The sequence below is a fragment of the Mangrovibacter yixingensis genome, from assembly GCF_020523985.1.
GTDB lineage: Bacteria > Pseudomonadota > Gammaproteobacteria > Enterobacterales > Enterobacteriaceae > Mangrovibacter > Mangrovibacter yixingensis.
In genome coordinates, this window is sequence record NZ_JAIVKM010000005.1 from 108,962 (window position 1) to 130,543 (window position 21,582).

The following is a 21,582-nucleotide window of genomic DNA, read 5'->3' on the forward strand; positions in this document are numbered from 1 at the left end:
TTACCCCGGCAGGATTATCTGGTTAACCAGTTCAGTAAGAGAAGAGGAAAGCACAAACCACAGTGCAGCCAGCATCCCGGCCCCGGCTATCCAGAACAGTCCGTAGCCCCGCCTGCCGCTGTGCCGTTGAGAAGGCATGACCACAATGGGTGCATCCTGAGCCTGGGTGAAACCAGGAACCTGTTCGCCAAGTGCTTTGACCACATCCTCACGCTGTTCATCATCCTGGGAGCGATATTGCCCAACAAACCCAAGCTGTAAGGTGCGATACAGGCAGGTAAGCACTGCGGTATCTGGCTCGGGATCATGGCGTTTTTCACGAATAAGCGCCCACACAGCCTCACCCGCATTTAGTGAGCCAAAGAAATGCGCTTGTAACGGGTCGCGGTACCAGGCCTGGTAGCCGTCATCGGTTGTTCCCCTGTTCATTACGCTCTCATCAAGCAATGCGCACAGGGCATAGACCATATGGTCACGCCGGGCATCACTGTAACCCGCTTCAGTAAGCGCAGTTCGCGCCTCTTCTACCACCTGGCAGGCCCGGCGATAGAGACCTTTGCCATCATGCACCACCAGCCCGCTGCGTAGTTGGCTTGCCATCAGCCAGCCCGGGTAGAAGATGCGCTCAATTTGCTGTTGTTCTTTTCTGTTCATGTGCGCAGTACCGCATAAAGTTCAAGTTGCACGTCTCCCAGCGAAGCCGAGGTGTAAAAAGAGCAGTTGCCGGTTACCAGCATTTCTCTTGCGGCATCCGAGTGCAGGTCCAGCGAGAAATACTGATTTTCCAGGCGTAGTGGAATAGCAGCGGGCACATGGGAAAGTGGAGTAATGACGATGCCGCTCAGCGCCACGTTCACCACATCAGACACATCGCCAAAACTGCCTGCCTTGCACAGTTGTGGGAATTTCACCTGCAATTCATGATTGGGCAGAGAAGCACGCACCGAGAGGTAAAAATCGGCACCTTCACGCAGGCGGGCATCGTGCAGGGAGCCTTTCCAAATTTGGTCGGCATGCTCAAGTTGAATACTGACAACCCGCGATGGCAGGCTGGCTTCGAGCAATTTGTCGAGCAGTGCCAGCAACGGGGGAAACACCTGTTCAGGCGCATTATGCTGGTATGCGGGAATATCTGCGGCATCATGTGCCAGTGAGAAGGTGAGCAGGCTGCCTGCAAGGCGTACCAGTTCGCGGTAAAACAACTCCGGATGATGCGATGGCGCTTGTAGTAATGCGGTTAATACAGGTTCGGCACTATTCAGAGCGTTGAGTAGCCAGAATAGGGAGACATCCGCCACCGCAAAATCAGCCATACGTGCATTGCTCTCACGGCGCATCGCCATCAGACGGCGGCGGCGAGCCTGCAAACGCACCAGTAATTCATTCAGCGCTGAAACCAGGCCGGGGCTTGCGGCAACAGAAAGCAATGGTGGGATAAATGCGCTATCACGGCACCACTGCCCCTGAGCATTACGCACCAGACGGGCAACCGGGCAAGTGAGGTATGCGGTATTTTCCTGGCCAGACAACCGCAGCGTGATGGCATGGCGCAATACGGCCAGTTCTGTGCGCTCATGGCCTGCCAGGTCCTGAACCACAACCCGCTCTGCTTTCCAGCGCTGCGGTCGCTCATTGCCCTGCCCGGCTGCCAGATTACCGCCACTGGCACTTAATAACGGTAACGCGGCCACAACCTCAATGGCTTCACTACCGGTTACCGAAGGCACCTCGCAGACTGGCGGCAAATTATCTGCAAGCCCAGAGTCCACAAGTGTTCCATCCTGAAACCGTACCACCAGGCGTGTCATATTCAGGCGCGATAACTCCAGCGCAGAGTCATCAAACTCAGCGGCCACTACACCCCATGGGTGCGAAACCCCCATTCGAGCCAGCGAATCAACCAGATACTCTTGCCAGTTAGCCTGCTGTTGAAACTGCTGTGGTGCCAGTACGGCCCCGTCTTCCCAAAGCGGGCGATAAATCTTCATCCCTGTTCTCCTTCACCTTACTGTCACGCCTGATGTCTGTTGACCAGGCGGGGCTGGAAGCTGTGTATAGCTTTCACACAGCGGCAGTGATAATAGAGCAACATTATATTTTTGATCAAATATTTAGATCTTTATATTGTAAATAAGGAATTTCTTAGGATATAAATCCTAAAAATAATTCAGGGAATTAAAAATGACGGCCAAATAAAAACCAGGCATGACCCAATACCCTGCCTTAAAAAATGCACATCAGGGTTGTGAAGGGAAAGAGTGAAGGAATAAGGGAGTGTAAAAGCCAGCGCTGAGAGGCCGGGCTGTTCAGGTGGAATATTGCCCTCGAAAACGTTAAGCGTATTTGCCCGCAGGTTGATTTATGTGGCAATGACGGGACTCGAAACAAGCACAAACCCACCACCGGTGACATACCTGTAGGGAAAGCGCGATTTGTCCGGGCTTACATATGTGAGGTTAAGAGAGATTGGCGCTATACCACACCAGCACTTCACACGGCTGGTGTGGTATACAATTTAATGACAGTTACAGGTTAACCAGGCGTTCACGCGAAGGTGCGAAATAATAGCCCCCGGTGACCGGTCGGGTAAAACGCAGCATTGCATCGCGTTTTCCATCTGCTTCGCCAAACATACTCAATAGCTGTGCTTCAATGTTATGTAGCCGTGCGCAGTAAGCGCAAAAGTAGAGGCCATGCGTGCCGCTGGCAGTACCATAAGGCAGGCTCTGGCGCACAATTTTCATGCTTTTGCCATTTTCTTTCAAATCAACACGGGTCAGATGCGATGTAACCGGGCGCTCATCCGGGTCAATTTCTTCATTCGCGACCTTGGTACGCCCGAATACCATTTCCTGCTCAGAAACGGCCATACGGTTCAGTTGTTCCAGGTTATGTTCCCAGCGTTGTACCAGTACATAACTGCCACCCGCATCAATGCCGTCATTGATAACAGCGACCTCACGGCGAAGTGCATCACCTTCCGGGTTCTCTGTGCCATCAACAAAACCACTCAGGTCACGGTCTTCAACCCACCGGAAACCATGTGTTTCTTCGACAAAATTAACCACAGAGCTAAACAGAGACACAACTGTTTGTGCCACAGTAAAGTTCACGTCATGGCGCAATGACATAATATGAATCATTACATCGTACTGAGTTGCCGGGGCCAGGCCTTTGCCTAAAGGGGTAAAGTTTTTCAGCTCTTCTGCACCCTTGCCGCCACTTAATTCACGCCAGGTATCATGCCCAAACGCAACAACCGCACCTAAATGCGCATCCGGGAACTGCGCTTGCAGCTCACTCAGTTTTTCGCTAAAGCGCTTGCTTGCTTCACGTAATGCGCCAACTTCTCCCTGAACCCGGCCCTCCAGCCAGATTGCGGCCCGACAATGTTCAGGCAAAATACCACTTTGTGCCTCAGACATAACGCCTCCTGAATAAAATTGTGCCGCCTGATGCGGCACTTTTGGGCATGATTATATTCTTTTTTGAATAACACTCTTTGCGGCTGCGCAAGTCAGGGTTCAACGCACCCAAACAATTTGCGCAACGGTCCAGTTTTTGAGTGTTTCATCCGGTGGGATAAGCCCTTCCGGCCCTTGCCACTCACCACTAAAGACATAATGGATATGCTGGCTGCCGGGAGCCGTGCAATCTACATTACCGCGTTCATCTCCAGTTCCGGCCAGGCAATGCCCCTGTGCTTTATCAAAAATATCACTAAAAGGCGCGCCAATTTGCACACCAGCATTGCTGCTAACTTCCGGGTCGGTAACCACAATGCGCGCCAGGGATCCTTTGTCACCACTAATGACTAACATCACCTTGTTATCTTTGAGCGCTTCAAAGTAGCGAACCACTTCACCACTTTGCATTTTCATCCCTTCACGCAAGTGGTAGCCGCTGCCAATCGCAGCACTGATGCCTTCGCGGGTTAACGGTGTGCGGGTGGTCAGAGTACCAAGCCCTTGCTCAGTTACTGATAAATCACTGCCAAACCAGTTCCAGGGGGCAAGAGAAGACCACTGAAAGGAGGAGAAAGAAGCGCAACCACTTAACAACAGCGGTATGGCACAAATCAGAATGCGTCGTGTATTCATCTACAGGGTTCCTTATCCTGATTGTATTGCTGCACTGGTGGCTTTACTCCATGGGGGCGTAAAAGCACTGCCGTAAGCGAGGATTCGTCACCCACCAGAAAAGCGCAACAACGTCAGCAACACAAAACAGTAACGACACCGGCGAACTGGCATCGTCCTGAAAAAAATGGAATGCTGTCTGGCATATGATAACCACTTGAACCACCAGCAAAATCCAGTACGAACAGTGCCAAAGCCTTAGAAAATGCTGGCGCCAGGCACACAAGAAAAACCCCGCAAGCGCTGGCAGGCCGGTTAGCAAACCGCCCCAGAATGCCTGATGTTCGGGGTAAAAAACCGTAAGTAAGGTATCACCTTGCTGACGGGAGGCGCCAGCCATAATAAACAATACCCAAGTTCGAGCCTGTAGCAGTAACACAGCCCAAAATAGAACAGGTAAGCGTAAACGCCCTGTTGAGTCGTAATCATCGGGCGTAACCCGGGTATATTTATTTTTCATCGTACTCAACTTGGGGCCGAAGGGATAAATAAGCGCCGAAGTCGCCGGGCTTTACCCTTAATAAAACAAAGGATAAAAAGAGCAATTCACCTGCTAACAGATGTAAGAAAGCGCCACGAAATATAACAATATTTAACGCAGGCCTGCTTAATATTCCTGGTCTTCTATCAGACGTTTCCCCATGCTAATAGAATCATGCACTTCATAACCCAGGTGTTCATACATTGCCAGAACACTGTCATTTTCTTCCCGCACCAGCAGATTAATTTTTGGGCAACCACGGGCAATTAGCTTTTTCTCCAGGCGATTCAATAATGCATTCGCGATACCGCGCCCACGGAACTCCGGATGAACCCCCAGATAATAGGCTGCACCGCGATGCCCGTCGTAACCGCCCATGACAGAACCGACAATTTCCCCGCCCACTTCAGCTACCAGAAATAGCTCCGGGTCGTGATTCATCTTACGTTCAATATCCATTTCCGGATCATTCCATGGGCGCAAAAGTTCACAACGTTCCCACAGAGTGATCACCTCTTCGAAGTCGTCCTGGCGAAAAACGCGTATCTCCATGGTTATCCTCACTAAGTTAACCCAAAAGGATGATTATGAACGTTAGCGCAGCAATAGCCAATATCAGACACATCTATGTTGTAAAAATGGCATAATGCCTGGCTGTCATCCATTGAAATGAAACGTAAAACTTTTTTAATGCAGCGATTGTCGTTGATGTGTTGACGATACGATATAACAATAATTCAGAATCCACTTAGCATATATTTCAGGCCGCATGAGTAAATTAAAACTGCTTAAACGACTTACTTCCCGCCGCCAGCTACTTCTGACGGGCCTGGCGGCGCTGACCGTAGCAAGCACAACGAAAGCACTTGCGAAAGAAACGGCTCAGCCACTGAAAACACACAATGCCCACAGTAAGGCAAAAACCAGCCATAAAAGCGCCAGGCGTATTGTTATGATTGACCCAGGCCACGGCGGTATTGATTCAGGTGCTATTGGCCATCATGGTTCAGAAGAGAAACATGTCGTTCTGGCTATCGCCAAATATGTACGGGGTATGTTGCGCCAGAAAGGTTTCGACGCGCGCCTGACCCGGACTACCGATATGTTTATTCCTCTGTATGACCGGGTTGAAATAGCCCATAAACATGGTGCTGATCTGTTTTTATCGATCCACGCCGATGGCTTTACCAGCCCTCAGGCTGCTGGTGCATCAGTATTTGCGCTTTCCAACCGTGGTGCCAGTAGTGCTATGGCGAAATACTTGTCTGATCGTGAAAACGCCGCAGATGATGTAGCCGGTAAGCAAGTTAAAGACCGTGACCACTATTTGCAGCAGGTGCTGTTTGATCTGGTGCAGACCGATACGATTAAAAACAGCCTGACGCTCGGCTCACATATCATCCGCCAGATAAAACCGATTCACCACCTGCACAGTAACCACACCGAGCAGGCTGCATTTGTCGTGTTAAAATCGCCGTCTATTCCTTCAGTGCTGGTTGAAACGTCTTTTATTACCAACCCGGCTGAAGAGCGCCAGCTCGGTACCACGGCGTTTCGCAAAAAGATAGCTACAGCCATTTCAGATGGTGTTGACAGCTACTTTAACTGGTTTGATAACCACAAAGCCCACACACGACACGGATAACTTATGGAACAGCCTGATTTCAATGCTGTTAAAGACTGGCTGCTGGGTTTACAGGACCGCCTGTGCCAGCAATTAAGTGCCCAGGACACGGCAGAATTTAGTGAAGACAACTGGGCCCGAGAAGGCGGCGGCGGTGGGCGTAGCCGAGTACTGCGCGGCACTGTGTTTGAACAGGCTGGTGTGAATTTCTCCCATGTTCATGGCGACACAATGCCTGGCTCAGCAACGGCACACCGGCCGGAACTGGCAGGGCGTAGCTTTGAAGCTATGGGGGTTTCACTGGTTATTCATCCCCACAACCCTTATGTGCCCACCAGCCATGCCAATGTGCGTTTTTTTATGGCAGAAAAACCCGGAGCAGACCCGGTATGGTGGTTTGGTGGCGGGTTTGACCTTACACCGTTCTATGGTTTTAAAGAAGATGCTGTGCACTGGCACCGCACAGCACATGACTTGTGCGCGCCTTTTGGCGAAGAGGTATATCCACGTTATAAAAAATGGTGCGATGAGTATTTCTGGCTGCGCCACCGTAACGAAGCACGGGGTATTGGCGGCTTATTTTTTGATGACCTGAACGCACCCAACTTTGACCAGTGCTTCCGCTTTACTCAGGCGGTTGGTGAAGGTTTCTCTCAAGCTTACCTGCCCATTGTTGAACGGCGCAAAGGTATTCCCTGGGGGGAACGGGAACGCCAGTTCCAGTTATACCGCCGTGGGCGTTATGTTGAATTTAACCTGGTCTGGGACCGTGGCACGTTATTTGGTTTGCAAAGTGGCGGGCGCACGGAGTCTATCTTGATGTCCATGCCACCGTTAGTGCGCTGGGAGTACGACTGGTCACCAGAAGAAGGTAGCCCGGAAGCCGCACTCTATACGGATTTTCTGCCGATCAAAGAGTGGGTTTAAGGCCCAAAAAAGCCCCACGGCAGAGTGGGGCAAACAGACATCAACGTTGTAATACTAAAATCCTGTTAAAACACCAGATCTGTAACAGCCAACTGCAGGGATACTCCGTGTGGTGCCACATGCAGGCAGCGCAACAAAAGTGTCCCCAGAGCAGTTAAATGGGTGAGGTCTGTGCTTCCACCACGGCCAGTGCCACCATATTCACAATTCGCCGCACTGAGGCAATTGGCGTCAGAACATGCACCGGTTTGGCTATCCCCATCAGCACGGGCCCCACAGTGACACCTTCAGAGCTGGAAACCCGCAACAGGTTGTAGCTAATACGTGCAGCTTCCATGTTTGGCATAATGAGGATATTAGCCGCCCCTTTCAGCGGGCTGTCTGGCATCCGCTCCTGGCGGATACTTTCTGTCAGCGCCGCATCACCATGCATCTCACCATCAATCATCAGGTCTGGTGCTCGCTCACGTACTCGTTGCAAGGTTTCACGCATTTTCACCGCAGCAGGTGCATCAGAAGAGCCGTAATTTGAGTGCGACAACAACGCCACTCGCGGCTCAATCCCAAACCGGCGTACGGTCTCTGCCGCCAGCAAAGTAATTTCCGTTAATTGTTCCGGGTTGGGGTCATCATTGACGTAGGTATCGGCAATAAAAGTGTTACCACTGGGCAGCAATAACGCATTCATCGCGCCGGCTGCTTTTACTTCATCACGGTAGCCAAACAATTTTTCCAGAATGGTGAAATGCTCGTGGTATTCCCCTACAGTTCCGCAAATCAGGCCATCGGCTTCACCACGGTGCACCATAATCGCACCAATCACGGTTGTGTTGCTGATAACGGTACGCTGAGCCTGTTCCTGAGTGACGCCACGGCGTTTCATCAGGTTGTAGTATTCCGTCCAGTAGGCTTTAAAACGCGGGTCGGATTCATTATTAACAATATCGAAATCTTTACCCAGTTCAATTTGCAGACCGAGTTTTTTGATACGCATGTCGATAACCCCTGGGCGACCTATCAGAATCGGGCGGGCCAGGCCAAGGGTAACCAGCTCTTGCGTAGCATGCAGCACGCGTGGTTCTTCCCCTTCGGCCAGCACAATGCGTTTCGGGTCTTTGCGCGCCTGTGAGAAAATGGGCTTCATGAACAGGTTGGTTTTATACACAAACTCAGTCAGTTTTTCCCGGTAGGCATCCATGTCTTCAATAGGGCGTGTCGCCACACCAGAATCCATTGCAGCTTTCGCCACCGCAGGGGCAATTTTGACAATCAGGCGCGGGTCGAAGGGTTTCGGAATCAGGTAATCCGGGCCAAAACTCAGTTCCTGGTCACCATAAGCCGACGCCACAACTTCGCTTTGCTCAGCATGAGCCAGTTCAGCAATAGCATGTACCGCAGCCAGCTTCATCTCTTCGTTAATGGCGGTGGCCCCCACATCCAGTGCACCGCGGAAAATAAACGGGAAGCACAAAACGTTATTCACCTGGTTAGGGTAATCAGAGCGGCCAGTGCAAATAATGGCATCAGCGCGAACTTCTTTAGCCAGTGGTGGGAGGATTTCTGGTTCCGGGTTCGCCAGAGCAAGAATTAATGGCGCATCGGCCATTTTTTTCACCATGTCTTGTGTCAGCACTTTCGGGCCTGAACAGCCAAGAAAAATATCAGCGCCGGAAATGACATCATCCAGTGTGCGCCGCCCATCATCCAGTACGGCATAGGCAGCTTTGGTTTCTACCATGTTGGCATCACGCCCCTGGTAGATAACGCCTTTGGAATCGCACACCACAATATTGTGTTTTTGCATTCCTAACGCCACCAGCAGGTTCATACAGGCAATCGCGGAGGCACCTGCTCCAGAAACAACCAAACGAACATCAGCAATGTGCTTTTTCACTACCCGCAAGCCGTTTAATACCGCAGCGGTACAGATGATCGCCGTGCCGTGCTGATCATCATGAAACACCGGGATCTTCATGCGTTCGCGGAGTTTCTTCTCAATGTAGAAACACTCGGGCGCTTTAATATCTTCCAGGTTGATCCCGCCAAATGTTGGCTCCAGGGCTGCCACCACATCGATCAATTTATCAGGATCGTGTTCGTCTACTTCTATATCGAACACATCAATACCCGCAAATTTTTTAAACAGAACCCCTTTACCTTCCATTACGGGTTTTCCGGCCAGTGCCCCTATATTTCCCAACCCCAAAACGGCAGTACCGTTAGAAACCACTGCCACCAGGTTGCCACGCGCTGTATATTTATGCGCGGCAAGTGGATTTTCAGCAATCTCCAGGCAAGGTGCAGCAACGCCCGGTGAGTAAGCCAGCGCAAGGTCGCGTTGAGTTGCCAGTGGTTTGGTTGGTGAAACCTGAATTTTCCCCGGAACGGGGAATTCATGAAAATCGAGGGCACTTTGCTTTAGTTGTTCGTCCATTTTGTAATCCTGTTAGTTTCAAGCAGGCGATGAAAAGAAGCGGTACGATGTAATCCGCCAGGCAGGACAAGTATTACCTGGTGGTGCAACCTAAACTTTGAAGGCAGTTAGATTCCTGAAAATAGTCAAATATTTGTTAGCTAATTATAAATAGTATGTTACCCGGACGCGGAACCACTGCATGGGTTGTTTGCTACTCTTTTTGTTAACCAGGTCTCGTTTTTACCTGGCGTGCGGAGAAAGCGCCGGTTCTGAATACAGGAGAAGTCAACATGAACCAACTTGATGCAATTAAACAGTTTACGACCGTCGTCGCCGACAGTGGCGATATCTCATCTATTCTGCACTACCAGCCTCAGGATGCGACCACCAACCCGTCTTTATTGCTCAAGGCTGCCAGCCTGCCGCAATATCAGCATTTGATTGAAGACGCTTTGGCCTGGGGCAACAAGCAAGGTGCAACCCAGGAAGTCCAAATTAAAGCCGCTTGCGACAAACTGGCGGTAAATGTCGGTGCAGAAATTCTGAAAAACATCCCCGGCCGGGTGTCTACAGAAGTGGATGCGCACCTCTCCTTCGATACTCAAAAAAGTATTCGTAAGGCGCATGAGTTAGTGGAAATGTATGCGGCTCAAGGGTTTGATACGTCACGTATTCTTATCAAGCTGGCAGCAACCTGGGAAGGGATCCGCGCAGCAGAACACCTGGAACGCGATGGTATTCACTGTAATCTCACTTTGTTGTTTTCACTGGCTCAGGCCAGAGCCTGTGCTGAGGCGGGTGTTTTTCTTATCTCACCTTTTGTCGGGCGTATTTATGACTGGTTTCAGGCCCGTACGCCGTTGTCGCCTTATGTTGTGGAAGAAGATCCCGGTGTGAAATCAGTACGTAATATTTACGATTACATGAAACGCCACCGTTACCCAACCATTATCATGGGTGCCAGCTTCCGTCGTATTGAACAAATTCTTGCGCTGGCCGGTTGTGACCGGTTAACCATTTCACCGGCATTGCTGGAAGAACTGCAGAATAGTGATGAGCCGGTTATCCGTAAATTGATCCCGTCTTCTGAAACGTTCTCAACACCACAACCGTTGAGTGAAGCGGCATACCGCTGGGAGCAAAACCTGGATGAAATGGCGACAGATAAACTGGCAGAAGGGATAAGATTATTCGCCGCCGACCAGCGGAAACTGGAAGATTTACTGGCAGCCAAAAACCAGCAGTAACGGGTTCATTGGGTGGCGAGGCCATTGTGAAATTGTGAAATTTGGCCTCAGCTACCTTAACCACCCAAGGTTTCAGTTCGCCACCCACAACGTCGGCCAGGCATCAGCGGTTTCCTGGCCATCACACACAGGTTGAGAAGCCAGGCGCACTAACCTGAACTGTTCATCAGTATAACGCCAGCGGGTCGTCACCCCACAATCAGCAAACCCACGCCCTTTATTCAGGGTAATAAACACCTGGTCATGATCATCGAAACGGGTATTCATCAGTTCCACATCTCTGTCGTGGTCTTCCCAGTTAAAAGGCAGGCGCAAGTGAATACGCCGGGCATGAAAAGGCTTTTCACGGTTCAGAACCCAGACCAGGTCCACCACGTTATAGGCACCAGACTCACAACTCACCATCAGAATGGCTTTATTACCGGACAGCGGAGCAACACGAACCTCACGTTGCGAAGGATCCATTGAACAGCGGCTGTTTGCCATGCGCCATGATCCGTAATCCAGCAGATCGTTTAGCTCTTTTGCGCTGAGTGGTTTTATCGGAAGTTCAGGTTTATCAATTGCCAGTAAGCCGGGTGCCGGGGGTGTTCTCTGCGGTGGTAAAACACCAGGTTCAACCCAGGCACTTTGGTTGCCCTGCCGTTTCTGCATAGCATCGATAAATGCCATTGCGCGTTTCATGCCATCAAGAGAAATAGAACCCTGTGCATGAGCAAGGGTTATAGATGAATTATCTGGTTCTGCCACCAGGCTGCGTACCAATGCCGTTATCACAGCCGGGTTAGTCGTTTTTACCCGATGAGGTGTAATTTGCCAGGCCTTTTTATCCAGTTGTAATGGTTTACCGTGCCATAACAGGCGGCCATTAATTGCCGGTAACTTTGTAGGCGGTGCATAAAGTGAGCCCAGTTCAATACGTAAAGACATATCGTCTTTGGCTCCAGCACTGCGCGATAACGCCATTATCAGCCCATGATGATGGCTGACATTACGTGCCTGGCAAAAATTTTGGTTATTACAGGTGACCAGCCAGTCAGCAAATTGCTGCTGCGCGGGGCCGGCAAAAGCGAGCCCCGGCAACATACCGGATAATAAAATACCCAGAAAAAAGAGACGACCGGATGATAAGCGCACAGACAATCCTGTAAACCAGAATGAGCAAAATAACGTCGCCGTATCTTCGTTCCCCTTGCGGGCTGGCTCAATAAGATTTGTCGGATTGAAAAAAACCAATATCAAAATGATATGTAGTCGTTAATCCATATAACCACTTAGCTTAAGATGTTGCAGTAAAATCACTGTTTTGCCATCACAAATCTCGCCGTTACGCATTTTTTCTATCGCATCATCAAAAGCCATTTCAATGACATCAATAGCTTCATCATCAACACCGCCCCCGGCACTTTTCTTCAATTGCTCGCTATAGGGTGCAATAAAGAAATAAACAACTTCAGTTACACCACCAGGAGACATATACAGTTCAAAGACTTTCTCGACCTCACCCACCTGGTAACCCGTCTCTTCCATCGCTTCTTTGCGTGCGCAAGCTTCAGGTGCATCGTTATCCAGTAACCCGGCACATGCCTCAATCAGCCGCCCATCCTCATTGCCATTCACCCAGGTTGCCACACGAAACTGGCGGGTTAATACCACACTGCGCTGGTCGCGGTTATACAGCAAGATTGTCGCGCCATTTCCCCGGTCATAAACCTCACGCTTTTGGCGAATTACTTCACCATCATGGCGGGTCAAGTCATAGGTAATATTGCGCAGAATAAAGTAATTATCAGAGAGGACTTTGTCTTTGATGATAGTAATTTTTGGCGGCATAGCGGCTCCCGAAATAAGACATGAGTCACCATACTACGCCGCCAAAGGCGATTTGTCGTTGCCGTTTTATTACCGTTAAAAACGCTATTGCAACCAGGGCTGTTGAGGCACGATACTGAGATAATTCATAATTCCCTGCGCTGCGTGCCGCCCTTCCGCCATTGCCGTTACAACCAGATCAGCACCACGTACTGCATCACCGCCAGCAAAGATTTTAGGATGGCTGGTCTGGAAACGATAAGTGCTGGTGACATAGGCCAGAATACGCCCGCGGTTATCCAGCGAGACACCTTGTTCTTCCAGCCACGGTAAGTTGTGTGGGTGGAAACCAAAAGCCATTAATACTGCATCTGCCGGTAATATAAACTCGCTCCCTTCGACAGGAACCGGGCTCCGTCGCCCGGCGCTATCAGGTTCGCCCATACGGGTGCGCTGCATACGAATGCCTGCCACACTCCCTTTCTCATTGAGCACAATTTCCAGTGGCTGTACATTAAACTCAAATGCGGCCCCTTCTTCCCGGGCGTTTTTTACTTCTTTTTTCGAGCCTGGCATATTGGCTTCATCGCGCCGGTAAGCACAGGTAACATTGGCAGCATTCTGCCGCAAAGCGGTACGCACACAATCCATCGCTGTATCACCACCACCCAGCACGACAACATCTTTGCCAGCCAGATTGGCATAAGGTTCATTAGGGGATTCAGGCAGCCCCATAACATTACGCGTATTGGCAATTAAGTACGGCAGTGCATCATGAACGCCAGGTGCGTCTTCATTTTCAAGCCCAGCTTTCATTGAACGGTAGGTTCCCACGCCAACAAAAACCGCATCATACTCTTCAAGAATTTGTTTTAACGGAATGTCAGCGCCCACTTCACAATTAAGATGGAATGTTACCCCCATCTCAGTGAAGATCTCCCGGCGGCGTTGTAACAGCGCTTTCTCGAGTTTAAACGCTGGAATACCAAACGTGAGCAACCCACCAATTTCAGGGTGGCGATCAAAAACGGTCACCGAAACACCATTACGTGTCAGCACGTCCGCGCAAGCAAGCCCAGCAGGGCCTGCACCAATCACAGCTACAGATTTATTGACTGGAGAAATATCGCCCAGTTGCGGTTTCCAGCCAGCAGAAAAGGCCTGGTCGGTAATATAACGCTCGATATTACCAATCGTGACGGCTCCGGATTTATCTCGCAATGTACACTGGCTTTCACACAAACGATCTTGCGGGCAAACACGCCCGGTAATTTCAGGCAGGCTGTTGGTCTGGTGTGAAAGTTCAACGGCTTCCATCACCTTGCCTTCTCTTACTAACTCTATCCACTGTGGAATATGGTTATGTAACGGGCAAGACCATTCACAGATGCTGTGTTCACCACAAGTCAGGCAGCGGCGGGCAGCATTACTGGCCTGGTCGCGGTTATATGTCAGGTAAATTTCATCAAAACAGCGCTTGCGCCGCTCTGCATCAAGTTTGACAGACTCTTCACGGCGCGCAGTGGTACGCATTTGCTGCACTTTAGGATTGACGCCAACGCTTACCTGCGCGCTACCGCCAGCCTCACGCCCGGCAGCTTGCTGGCGGCGTTGTTTGGCAATCGATGCCAGTGTTTGCGGCGTAATGAGTTTTAATGCTCCGCTTGGGCAGTTTTCCACACAGGCAGGGCCTGATTCCCGCTCTGCACATAAATCACATTTTTGAGCAATACCACGCCCGGAAGCTGTTGGCGCATCAACAACGATGTCCATCGCCCCGAAGGGACAAGCAACAACACAAGACTTGCAACCAATGCACTTCTGGCTACGCAACTGGATAGTGCCAGCTTCACGATAAATCGCATCGTTTGGGCAGCTTTGCAGGCAAGGGGCATCTTCACAATGGCGGCAGGTTACCGCACTGCGCTGCTCACCTTGCGCAATCACATGAATTCGCGGCAAAAACTGTTCCGGCGCGACAACATGGTGTTCATTATTATGGGACATCACACAGGCAACTTCACAGGCATGGCATCCCAGGCAATTTTGGGTGTTAGCAATAACAAAACGATTCATCATTTATTCTGGCCATTATTAATAGGTACAGTATTTATAAGCGCCCGCACTTCAGAAGAAGAACCACCAGCAGACCAGACTGCCACCTTCTCCTTGCAGGTCACGATACCCTCCACGAAAAGCAATAAGGGTATAAACTCATTTAATTACCTGACCTGTTTGTGGTAAGGCAATGTTCAGTTGCCCAGGTTTATCTGAAAAATGCAGTTATACTGTGTTGGATCAAACAATTGTCGTTTTTTATAAAACAGAGTTTTATTTAAAACGGAATTATCCTGGGATACTGCTTCTTGATAATGTGTGGCGATATCAAAAAAGGTTCTGCATAAGTGGCGATTCTTCCGCCATAATTACTTTCTGGTAACGTTTCATTGATACGTTTGTTAAAAGGACGGCATGTGATCGTTAAGCAATCAGTATCTTCAACTCTTGCCCGCGCATTCCTGTGTATTGTTCTGGTTTCACTGCTGTCCACTGGTCTGGCTCTGGTGACACTTTCCAGCAGTCTGAGCGATGCACAGGCCGTGAATATCGCCGGTTCATTACGCATGCAAAGTTACCGAATGGGCTATGATTTACAAACTGACCCGTCCATGCTGCCCGAGCACCAAAAAAAATACACAGCATCACTAAACTCCCCTGTTTTTCAATCCCTTAACCATTGGTATGTTCCCACTAATGTGCGCGAACGCTACGCTCAGATTCATACTGCCTGGGAGGAAATGCGGAACCAACTGCAGGCAGGAAACCAGACCTGGTACCAGCAAAATATTGCCAACTATGTTGGTAACATCAACGAATTCGTTTTTGCACTGCAGCGGTATGCAGAGAAGAAAGTGATGCTGGTGGCAGTATTTGCTGCTCTCGGTTTCATGACCATTTTACTGGTTATCTTTTTTACGCTGGAACGCATCCGTCTGCATGTCGTGTCTCCTCTGGAATCCCTGGTTGCTGCAAGTAAAAAAATGCAGGACGGCGTGTTCCAAATTCCGCGGCTGCATACGGAATTACCGAATGAGCTGGGTATGCTGTCACGCAGTTTTACTGCTATGACAGACGAGCTACACAAGTTTTACCGATCGTTGGAAGAAAAGGTCGCCGAGAAGACACAAGATTTACAACAAGCCAACCGGATGCTTGAAGTGTTGTATAACTGCTCCCAGGCGATGAACACCAGTTCGATGGATCCACTGAGTTTTCGCCATATATTGCAGATAATCCGCCAACATGAGCATGTTGAGTGTATTGAAATGCTGGTGGGTGAAAATTGGTCTATTCGCGAAGGTAACGAAGCTCCAGAAAGAGACTGGCAGACCATTCCAGTCACTATGCAAGATACTGTTTTTGGTCAATTACGTTGGCAGGCTGAACCCGAAACGCCACCGGCTCAGATGATGAAGAGTGTAGCCAACATGCTAGGCAGAGGGTTGTTTTTTAACCAGGCGCAAAAACACTATCAGCAACTTTTGTTGATGGAAGAACGAGCCACTATTGCCCGCGAATTGCATGACTCCCTGGCCCAGGTGCTCTCTTACTTGCGCATTCAGATGGCTCTGCTGAACAGGAGTATTCCTCAGGAAAACCCAATGGCGCGGCAAATCATTGAGGATTTCTCTAAGGCGTTGAATGATGCCTACCGGCAATTACGCGAACTACTGTCAACATTCCGCCTGACACTGCAACAAGCCGATTTGTCTGCAGCCCTGCATGAAATGATTGAGCCTTTACGTGCGCAAACTACGGCGCAAATCCACCTTGACTGCCGAATGCCTACGCAGGCCCTGGATGCTCAGCAACAAGTCCATTTACTGCAACTGGTACGGGAAGCTGTACTCAATGCCATCAAACACGCGAATGCCAGTGAAATCTCGGTAAGCTGTATTTCATCTCCTGATGGGGGGCACGCCGTTTATGTTCGTGATAATGGCCGTGGGATTCAAAGCCTTGAAGAGCCTGCGGGGCATTACGGCTTAAATATCATGCATGAACGGGCACATCGCCTGGGTGGGAAATTGGCTATCTCATGCCCAGTAACGGGCGGAACACTGGTAAGCCTGAGTTTTTCAACTGATGCTGGCAACACAACGGGTGTTGCTGCATCGTAACTGTCGCACGGGGGAATTATGCCACACACTGATCCATGCCGAATTTTAGTCGTTGATGATCACCCCTTAATTCGTAAAGGGGTTCGCCAACTTATCGAGCTGGAAGATGATCTGGTTATCATTGGTGAAGCGGAAAACGGGCAACAGACACTGGAAAAGGTTGCTGAACTCATGCCAGATTTGGTCATTCTCGATTTGAACATGAGCGGCATGAGCGGGCTGGAAGCTTTGCGTATTTTACGCGCCCAGCAAACCATTGCTCACGTGTTGATTCTTACTATCTCAGACGCGCCGGAAGATATGCAGGCAGCACTGGCTGCAGGTGCCGATGATTATCTGGTAAAAGATAACGACCCAGAACTCTTGCTTACCGCCATTAAAATAGGTGCAACAAGAGGACGTGAGCGCCGTCATAACGAGAAAAAATAAGAATTTGTCACTTTGTTAAAAATCGCACTTTTATCACTTTTTGCTTTTTACTGAATATGGTATTTAATGCCTTTTGGCAAATAACTGTAAAAATAAAACGTTATTTCTAAAAAAATACATACACTCATTTCTTGTTTTCTCCATGTTGCCCTCTCCCCTGAAGGTTAACATGGCGGGTAACCGATAATAATGAATTGCCCTTTTTGAGGACTCCGCCAAGATGGCGAATTTTTTTATTAACCGCCCAATTTTTGCCTGGGTTATCGCCATCCTGTTGTGCCTGACAGGGCTAATGGCCATCATTTCCCTTCCTGTTGAACAATACCCCGATTTAGCCCCGCCTAATGTTCGTATCACTGCGAATTATCCGGGGGCGTCTGCGCAAACGATGGAAAATACCGTGACGCAGGTTATTGAGCAGAACTTAACGGGTATTGATAACCTGATGTACATGTCTTCGCAAAGCACCAGTTCTGGCCAGGCAATTATTACGTTGAGTTTTCAAGCTGGAACCGATCCAGATGAAGCCGTACAGCAAGTCCAGAATCAGTTACAAACCGCGATGCGTAAATTGCCCCAGGCAGTACAAAACCAGGGAGTAACGGTACGTAAGACTGGCGATACCAATATCCTGACCATCGCGTTTGTCTCAACGGATGGCAGCATGGGTAAGCAAGATATTGCAGACTACGTGGCCAGTAATATTCAAGACCCGGTAAGCCGGGTTGATGGCGTGGGTGATGTGGATGCCTATGGTTCTCAATACTCCATGCGAATCTGGCTCAACCCGGTAAAACTCAACAGTTACCAGCTCACGACCTCAGATGTAGTCAGTGCAATCACTTCCCAAAACAGCCAGATTGCAGTCGGGCAATTAGGGGGGTTACCTTCCCTCGACACGCAGGCACTGAATGCCACTATCAATGCCCAGTCACTGTTACAAACCCCGGATCAGTTCAAAGCAATTACGCTGAAAGTTAACCAGGATGGTTCGATGGTGACGCTTGGTGATGTCGCCGATGTCGAACTGGGGGCTGAAAGTTATAACTACCTGAGCCGTTATAATGGGCAGGCCGCGTCAGGGTTAGGAGTGAAACTGGCCTCTGGTGCCAATGAAATGGAAACGGCAAAAAGGGTGCTGGCTAAGCTCGATGAGCTGGCACCTTATTTCCCTCATGGGCTGGAATACCGGGTCGCTTACGAGACTTCGTCATTTGTTAAAGCATCCATTACCGATGTTGTAAAAACGCTGGTTGAAGCCGTTTTCCTGGTGTTTTTAGTCATGTACCTGTTTTTGCAAAACTTCCGCGCAACGCTCATACCCACAATAGCCGTCCCCGTAGTATTACTGGGTACATTTGCAGTGTTATATGCCTTTGGTTACAGCATTAACACACTCACCATGTTTGCCATGGTACTGGCTATTGGATTGCTCGTTGATGACGCCATTGTGGTGGTGGAAAACGTCGAGCGTATTATGGCGGAGGAAGGCTTATCCCCCCGGGCTGCGACCCGTAAATCGATGAAGCAAATCCAAAGTGCTCTGGTTGGAATAACTATGGTGTTAAGCGCCGTTTTCATTCCTATGGCATTTTTTGGCGGTACCACTGGCGCTATCTACCGGCAGTTTTCCATCACTATTGTGACCGCCATGGTGTTATCCGTTCTGGTCGCAATGATCCTGACTCCCGCATTATGTGCAACGCTCCTTAAACCACTTACTAAGGGGCATTCCCATGGGCAGACAGGTTTTTTTGGCTGGTTCAACCGTACCTTCACCAAAAACACTCTGCGCTATGAATGTGCTGTGGGTAGTATTCTGCAACACAGTGCGCGCTGGATGGTGCTTTATGTTTTGCTTATTGGCGCAATGGCAGTCTTATTCTTACGCTTACCGACTTCATTCTTGCCTATTGAAGACCGTGGGATGTTTCTTACTTCAGTTCAGCTTCCCAGCGGCTCAACCCAAAACCAGACACTGAAAGTGGTTGAAAAGATAGAGCACTACTTCCTGCACGAAGAAAAAAATAATGTGACTTCTGTTTTCGCTACCGTCGGCGCCGGGCCGGGGGGGAATGGGCAAAACGTAGCCAGGTTATTTATTCGCCTGAAAGACTGGGATGCGCGGGACTCCAAAGCAGATACAGCGTCAGCCATTATTCAACGTGCGACACGGGCGCTATCACATATTCGTGAGGCGCGAATTTTTGTGAATAATCCTGCCCCGATCAGCGGGCTGGGAAGTGCCGCCGGGTTTGATATGGAACTGCAAGATCATGCTGGTGCCGGGCACGATGCGCTAATGCAGGCCAGAGACCAGCTTCTTGCAATGGCTGCCAATAACCCTTCTCTGGTGCGTGTACGCCACAACGGGCTTGATGACAGCCCACAACTGCGTATTGATATTGACCAACGCAAGGCCCAGGCCCTGGGCGTTTCTGTCGATGATATAAACAGTATTTTGCAAACGGCCTGGGGTTCCAGCTATGTGAATGACTTTATGGACCGGGGGCGTGTGAAAAAAGTGTATGTCCAGGCTGAAGCCCAATACCGTATGCTGCCTGATGACATTAACCAGTGGTATGTCCGTAACAGCAGTGGCGGTATGGTGCCTTTCTCCGCTTTTGCCTCTTCCCGTTGGGAAACGGGCTCACCCAGGCTTGAGCGCTACAATGGCTATTCTGCGGTAGAAATTCTTGGTGAAGCCGCACCCGGTGTCAGTAACGGCACTGCCATGAATATCATGGAAGATCTGGTAAGAAAATTGCCGGGAAATTTCGGTTTTGAATGGACTGCTTTGTCTTATCAGGAACGCCTGTCTGGTGCGCAAGCACCCGCTCTGTATGGTTTATCCTTGCTGGTTATCTTCCTGTGCCTCGCTGCCCTTTATGAGAGCTGGTCAGTTCCTTTCTCGGTTATGCTGGTGGTTCCACTGGGTGTAATTGGCGCACTGGTTGCCACCTGGCTCCGTGGGCTTGAGAACGATGTCTATTTCCAGGTGGGGCTGTTGACCGTCATTGGAATATCAGCCAAAAATGCCATCCTTATTGTGGAGTTTGCCAATGAGCGCAATGCCAGTGGAGCAACGTTGTTGGATGCCACTCTGGAAGCCTGCCGCCAGCGCTTACGCCCTATTTTGATGACCTCACTGGCCTTCGTTTTTGGAGTATTACCGATGGCTATCAGTTCTGGTGCTGGCTCTGCCAGCCAGCACGCTGTTGGCACCGGTGTAATGGGAGGTATGATTTCCGCTACCATCCTGGCTATTTTCTTTGTTCCTCTGTTCTTTACGCTTATCCGCCGCCGCTTTCCGCTACCAGCACCTTATGAGGACTGACAAGTAGTAACCGGCGCACTTAACAATCACCACCTCCCCAGGAGGTGGTTTAAAGCTGACAACAAAAAGGCGACATTCAAGTCGCCTTTTTCAGTTGATCGTTTGTTCGCTATAGCAGCGATGGACGATCACCACACTGCTTCTTCTTAAAAACAGAAAGATTATTTACGCAACATGCCTTCAATAAAATCTTTCCAGTTCCCCAGTTCACGTTCAATCATAACAACCTCTCTTATAATTGACTTAATAATACAAAAAACTAACAATGATGTGAAGAAAATTTACCCAATTACTGTGATAAGATTTTTCTCTGTTCGCCAGTGATTACCTTTGCGTCTTGCTAATAATATCGGCTTTTGATGAGAAATATTATGTGATGTAACGCAATAATTACGGTATGAAATGAAAAAAAAGGTGATCCAGATATGATTATTTTGACCGATAAAAATGATGCCAAAATTAATTGGCAAGAAGTGGCAGACCTTATTGAATCTGGAGGGTTAAATAAGCGTAACCCTTATGTGGTACAGCAAGCATTTATGAACAGTACCTTCACCTGGTTTGGTTTTGAAGCAGGTAAACTGGTCGCGACTGCCCGTGCTATCAGTGACTTAACCTGGGCCAGTTACCTGGCTGATGTTGTTGTTTCTCCTGAACATCAGGGTATTGGGCTGGGTAAACAACTTATGCTCACTATTAAAGAAACCCTACATCCCTACGGTAAAACTTTCATTTATGCAGTACCCGATAAAATTTCTTTTTATGAAAAGCATGGCTTTTGTATTTTGTTAACTGGGATGGTATGCGATAAGAGTGAAAACTTATTCACCATGCGGGAAAATGGATATATTCGGTAAATAATTTGTCATGTTATTTGAATAACATGGTTAATTATTTTGATGATGATGACGAGTGAAAGTATTTCAGCATAATTGATGATTGCCATTATCAGTCAAAAGCAGAAGAAAACACGCAATACCAATACAAAT

Annotated in this window: 18 protein-coding genes; 7 read left to right on the top strand and 11 right to left on the bottom strand. The window is 49.3% G+C overall.

What is annotated here, in order from left to right:
- The 6 genes from tssL to LC084_RS16550 all read right to left on the bottom strand — a co-directional run bounded on the left by tssL (position 1) and on the right by LC084_RS16550 (position 5,172).
- On the bottom strand, positions 1 to 654 hold the full coding sequence (gene tssL, locus LC084_RS16525) for a type VI secretion system protein TssL, short form (protein WP_226572272.1): 654 nt from the start codon (positions 652 to 654) through the stop codon (positions 1 to 3).
- The gene (gene tssK / locus LC084_RS16530; RefSeq protein WP_226572273.1) at positions 651 to 1,988 is read right to left on the bottom strand and encodes a type VI secretion system baseplate subunit TssK; all 1,338 of its coding nucleotides are present in this window, start codon (positions 1,986 to 1,988) and stop codon (positions 651 to 653) included. The genes tssL and tssK overlap by 4 nt, the downstream gene beginning before the upstream one ends.
- 537 nt (positions 1,989 to 2,525) lie before the next feature.
- Entirely contained in the window at positions 2,526 to 3,425 is a 900-nt protein-coding gene (locus LC084_RS16535; RefSeq protein WP_226572274.1) for a Dyp-type peroxidase, read from the bottom strand.
- Between the two features lie 99 nt (positions 3,426 to 3,524).
- On the bottom strand, positions 3,525 to 4,100 hold the full coding sequence (locus LC084_RS16540; RefSeq protein ID WP_226572275.1) for an RpoE-regulated lipoprotein: 576 nt from the start codon (positions 4,098 to 4,100) through the stop codon (positions 3,525 to 3,527).
- 43 nt (positions 4,101 to 4,143) lie between these two features.
- Entirely contained in the window at positions 4,144 to 4,599 is a 456-nt protein-coding gene (locus LC084_RS16545; RefSeq protein ID WP_226572276.1) for a DUF2919 domain-containing protein, read from the bottom strand.
- Positions 4,600 to 4,746: 147 nt separating this feature from the next.
- Positions 4,747 to 5,172 (bottom strand): GNAT family acetyltransferase, encoded by a 426-nt coding sequence (locus LC084_RS16550; RefSeq protein ID WP_226572277.1) that lies wholly within the window; start codon positions 5,170 to 5,172, stop codon positions 4,747 to 4,749.
- A 217-nt stretch (positions 5,173 to 5,389) separates the two neighbouring features.
- Here LC084_RS16550 and amiA point away from each other — a divergent pair, with 217 nt between their 5' ends.
- Together amiA and hemF are read left to right on the top strand one after the other, a co-directional pair.
- Positions 5,390 to 6,265 carry an N-acetylmuramoyl-L-alanine amidase AmiA gene (gene amiA / locus LC084_RS16555; RefSeq protein WP_226572278.1) on the top strand — a complete coding sequence of 292 codons (876 nt, stop codon included), beginning with the start codon at positions 5,390 to 5,392 and terminating at the stop codon, positions 6,263 to 6,265.
- A 3-nt stretch (positions 6,266 to 6,268) separates the two neighbouring features.
- The gene (gene hemF / locus LC084_RS16560) at positions 6,269 to 7,171 is read left to right on the top strand and encodes an oxygen-dependent coproporphyrinogen oxidase (RefSeq protein ID WP_226572279.1); all 903 of its coding nucleotides are present in this window, start codon (positions 6,269 to 6,271) and stop codon (positions 7,169 to 7,171) included.
- 154 nt (positions 7,172 to 7,325) lie between these two features.
- On the opposite strand, the gene maeB is transcribed toward hemF, so the two are convergent.
- Complete coding sequence (gene maeB / locus LC084_RS16565; protein ID WP_226572280.1) at positions 7,326 to 9,605, bottom strand: NADP-dependent oxaloacetate-decarboxylating malate dehydrogenase; 2,280 nt, start codon at positions 9,603 to 9,605, stop codon at positions 7,326 to 7,328.
- 272 nt (positions 9,606 to 9,877) lie between these two features.
- Between maeB and tal the strand changes: the two genes are divergently transcribed.
- Entirely contained in the window at positions 9,878 to 10,834 is a 957-nt protein-coding gene (tal, locus tag LC084_RS16570) for a transaldolase (protein WP_226572281.1), read from the top strand.
- A 72-nt stretch (positions 10,835 to 10,906) separates the two neighbouring features.
- On the opposite strand, the gene LC084_RS16575 is transcribed toward tal, so the two are convergent.
- The 3 genes from LC084_RS16575 to aegA all read right to left on the bottom strand — a co-directional run bounded on the left by LC084_RS16575 (position 10,907) and on the right by aegA (position 14,722).
- On the bottom strand, positions 10,907 to 11,920 hold the full coding sequence (locus LC084_RS16575) for a DUF1176 domain-containing protein (RefSeq protein WP_226572371.1): 1,014 nt from the start codon (positions 11,918 to 11,920) through the stop codon (positions 10,907 to 10,909).
- A 171-nt stretch (positions 11,921 to 12,091) separates the two neighbouring features.
- On the bottom strand, positions 12,092 to 12,667 hold the full coding sequence (gene nudK, locus LC084_RS16580; RefSeq protein WP_226572282.1) for a GDP-mannose pyrophosphatase NudK: 576 nt from the start codon (positions 12,665 to 12,667) through the stop codon (positions 12,092 to 12,094).
- 84 nt (positions 12,668 to 12,751) lie between these two features.
- The gene (gene aegA, locus LC084_RS16585) at positions 12,752 to 14,722 is read right to left on the bottom strand and encodes a formate-dependent uric acid utilization protein AegA (RefSeq protein ID WP_226572372.1); all 1,971 of its coding nucleotides are present in this window, start codon (positions 14,720 to 14,722) and stop codon (positions 12,752 to 12,754) included.
- 398 nt (positions 14,723 to 15,120) lie between these two features.
- Here aegA and narQ point away from each other — a divergent pair, with 398 nt between their 5' ends.
- The 3 genes from narQ (at position 15,121) to acrD (ending at position 20,593) form a co-directional block, all read left to right on the top strand.
- Positions 15,121 to 16,827, top strand: a complete 1,707-nt coding sequence (gene narQ, locus LC084_RS16590; RefSeq protein WP_226572283.1) for a nitrate/nitrite two-component system sensor histidine kinase NarQ — start codon at positions 15,121 to 15,123, stop codon at positions 16,825 to 16,827.
- Positions 16,828 to 16,845: 18 nt separating this feature from the next.
- A complete protein-coding gene (locus LC084_RS16595; protein WP_226572284.1) occupies positions 16,846 to 17,256 on the top strand; it encodes a response regulator in 411 nt (136 codons plus the stop codon).
- Positions 17,257 to 17,476: 220 nt separating this feature from the next.
- Positions 17,477 to 20,593, top strand: a complete 3,117-nt coding sequence (gene acrD, locus LC084_RS16600; RefSeq protein WP_226572285.1) for a multidrug efflux RND transporter permease AcrD — start codon at positions 17,477 to 17,479, stop codon at positions 20,591 to 20,593.
- Between the two features lie 161 nt (positions 20,594 to 20,754).
- Here acrD and ypfM read toward each other — a convergent pair whose 3' ends face one another.
- On the bottom strand, positions 20,755 to 20,814 hold the full coding sequence (gene ypfM / locus LC084_RS16605) for a protein YpfM (protein WP_015572204.1): 60 nt from the start codon (positions 20,812 to 20,814) through the stop codon (positions 20,755 to 20,757).
- A gap of 204 nt (positions 20,815 to 21,018) precedes the next feature.
- Between ypfM and LC084_RS16610 the strand changes: the two genes are divergently transcribed.
- Entirely contained in the window at positions 21,019 to 21,450 is a 432-nt protein-coding gene (locus LC084_RS16610; protein WP_226572286.1) for a GNAT family N-acetyltransferase, read from the top strand.
- Positions 21,451 to 21,582: the final 132 nt, after the last annotated feature.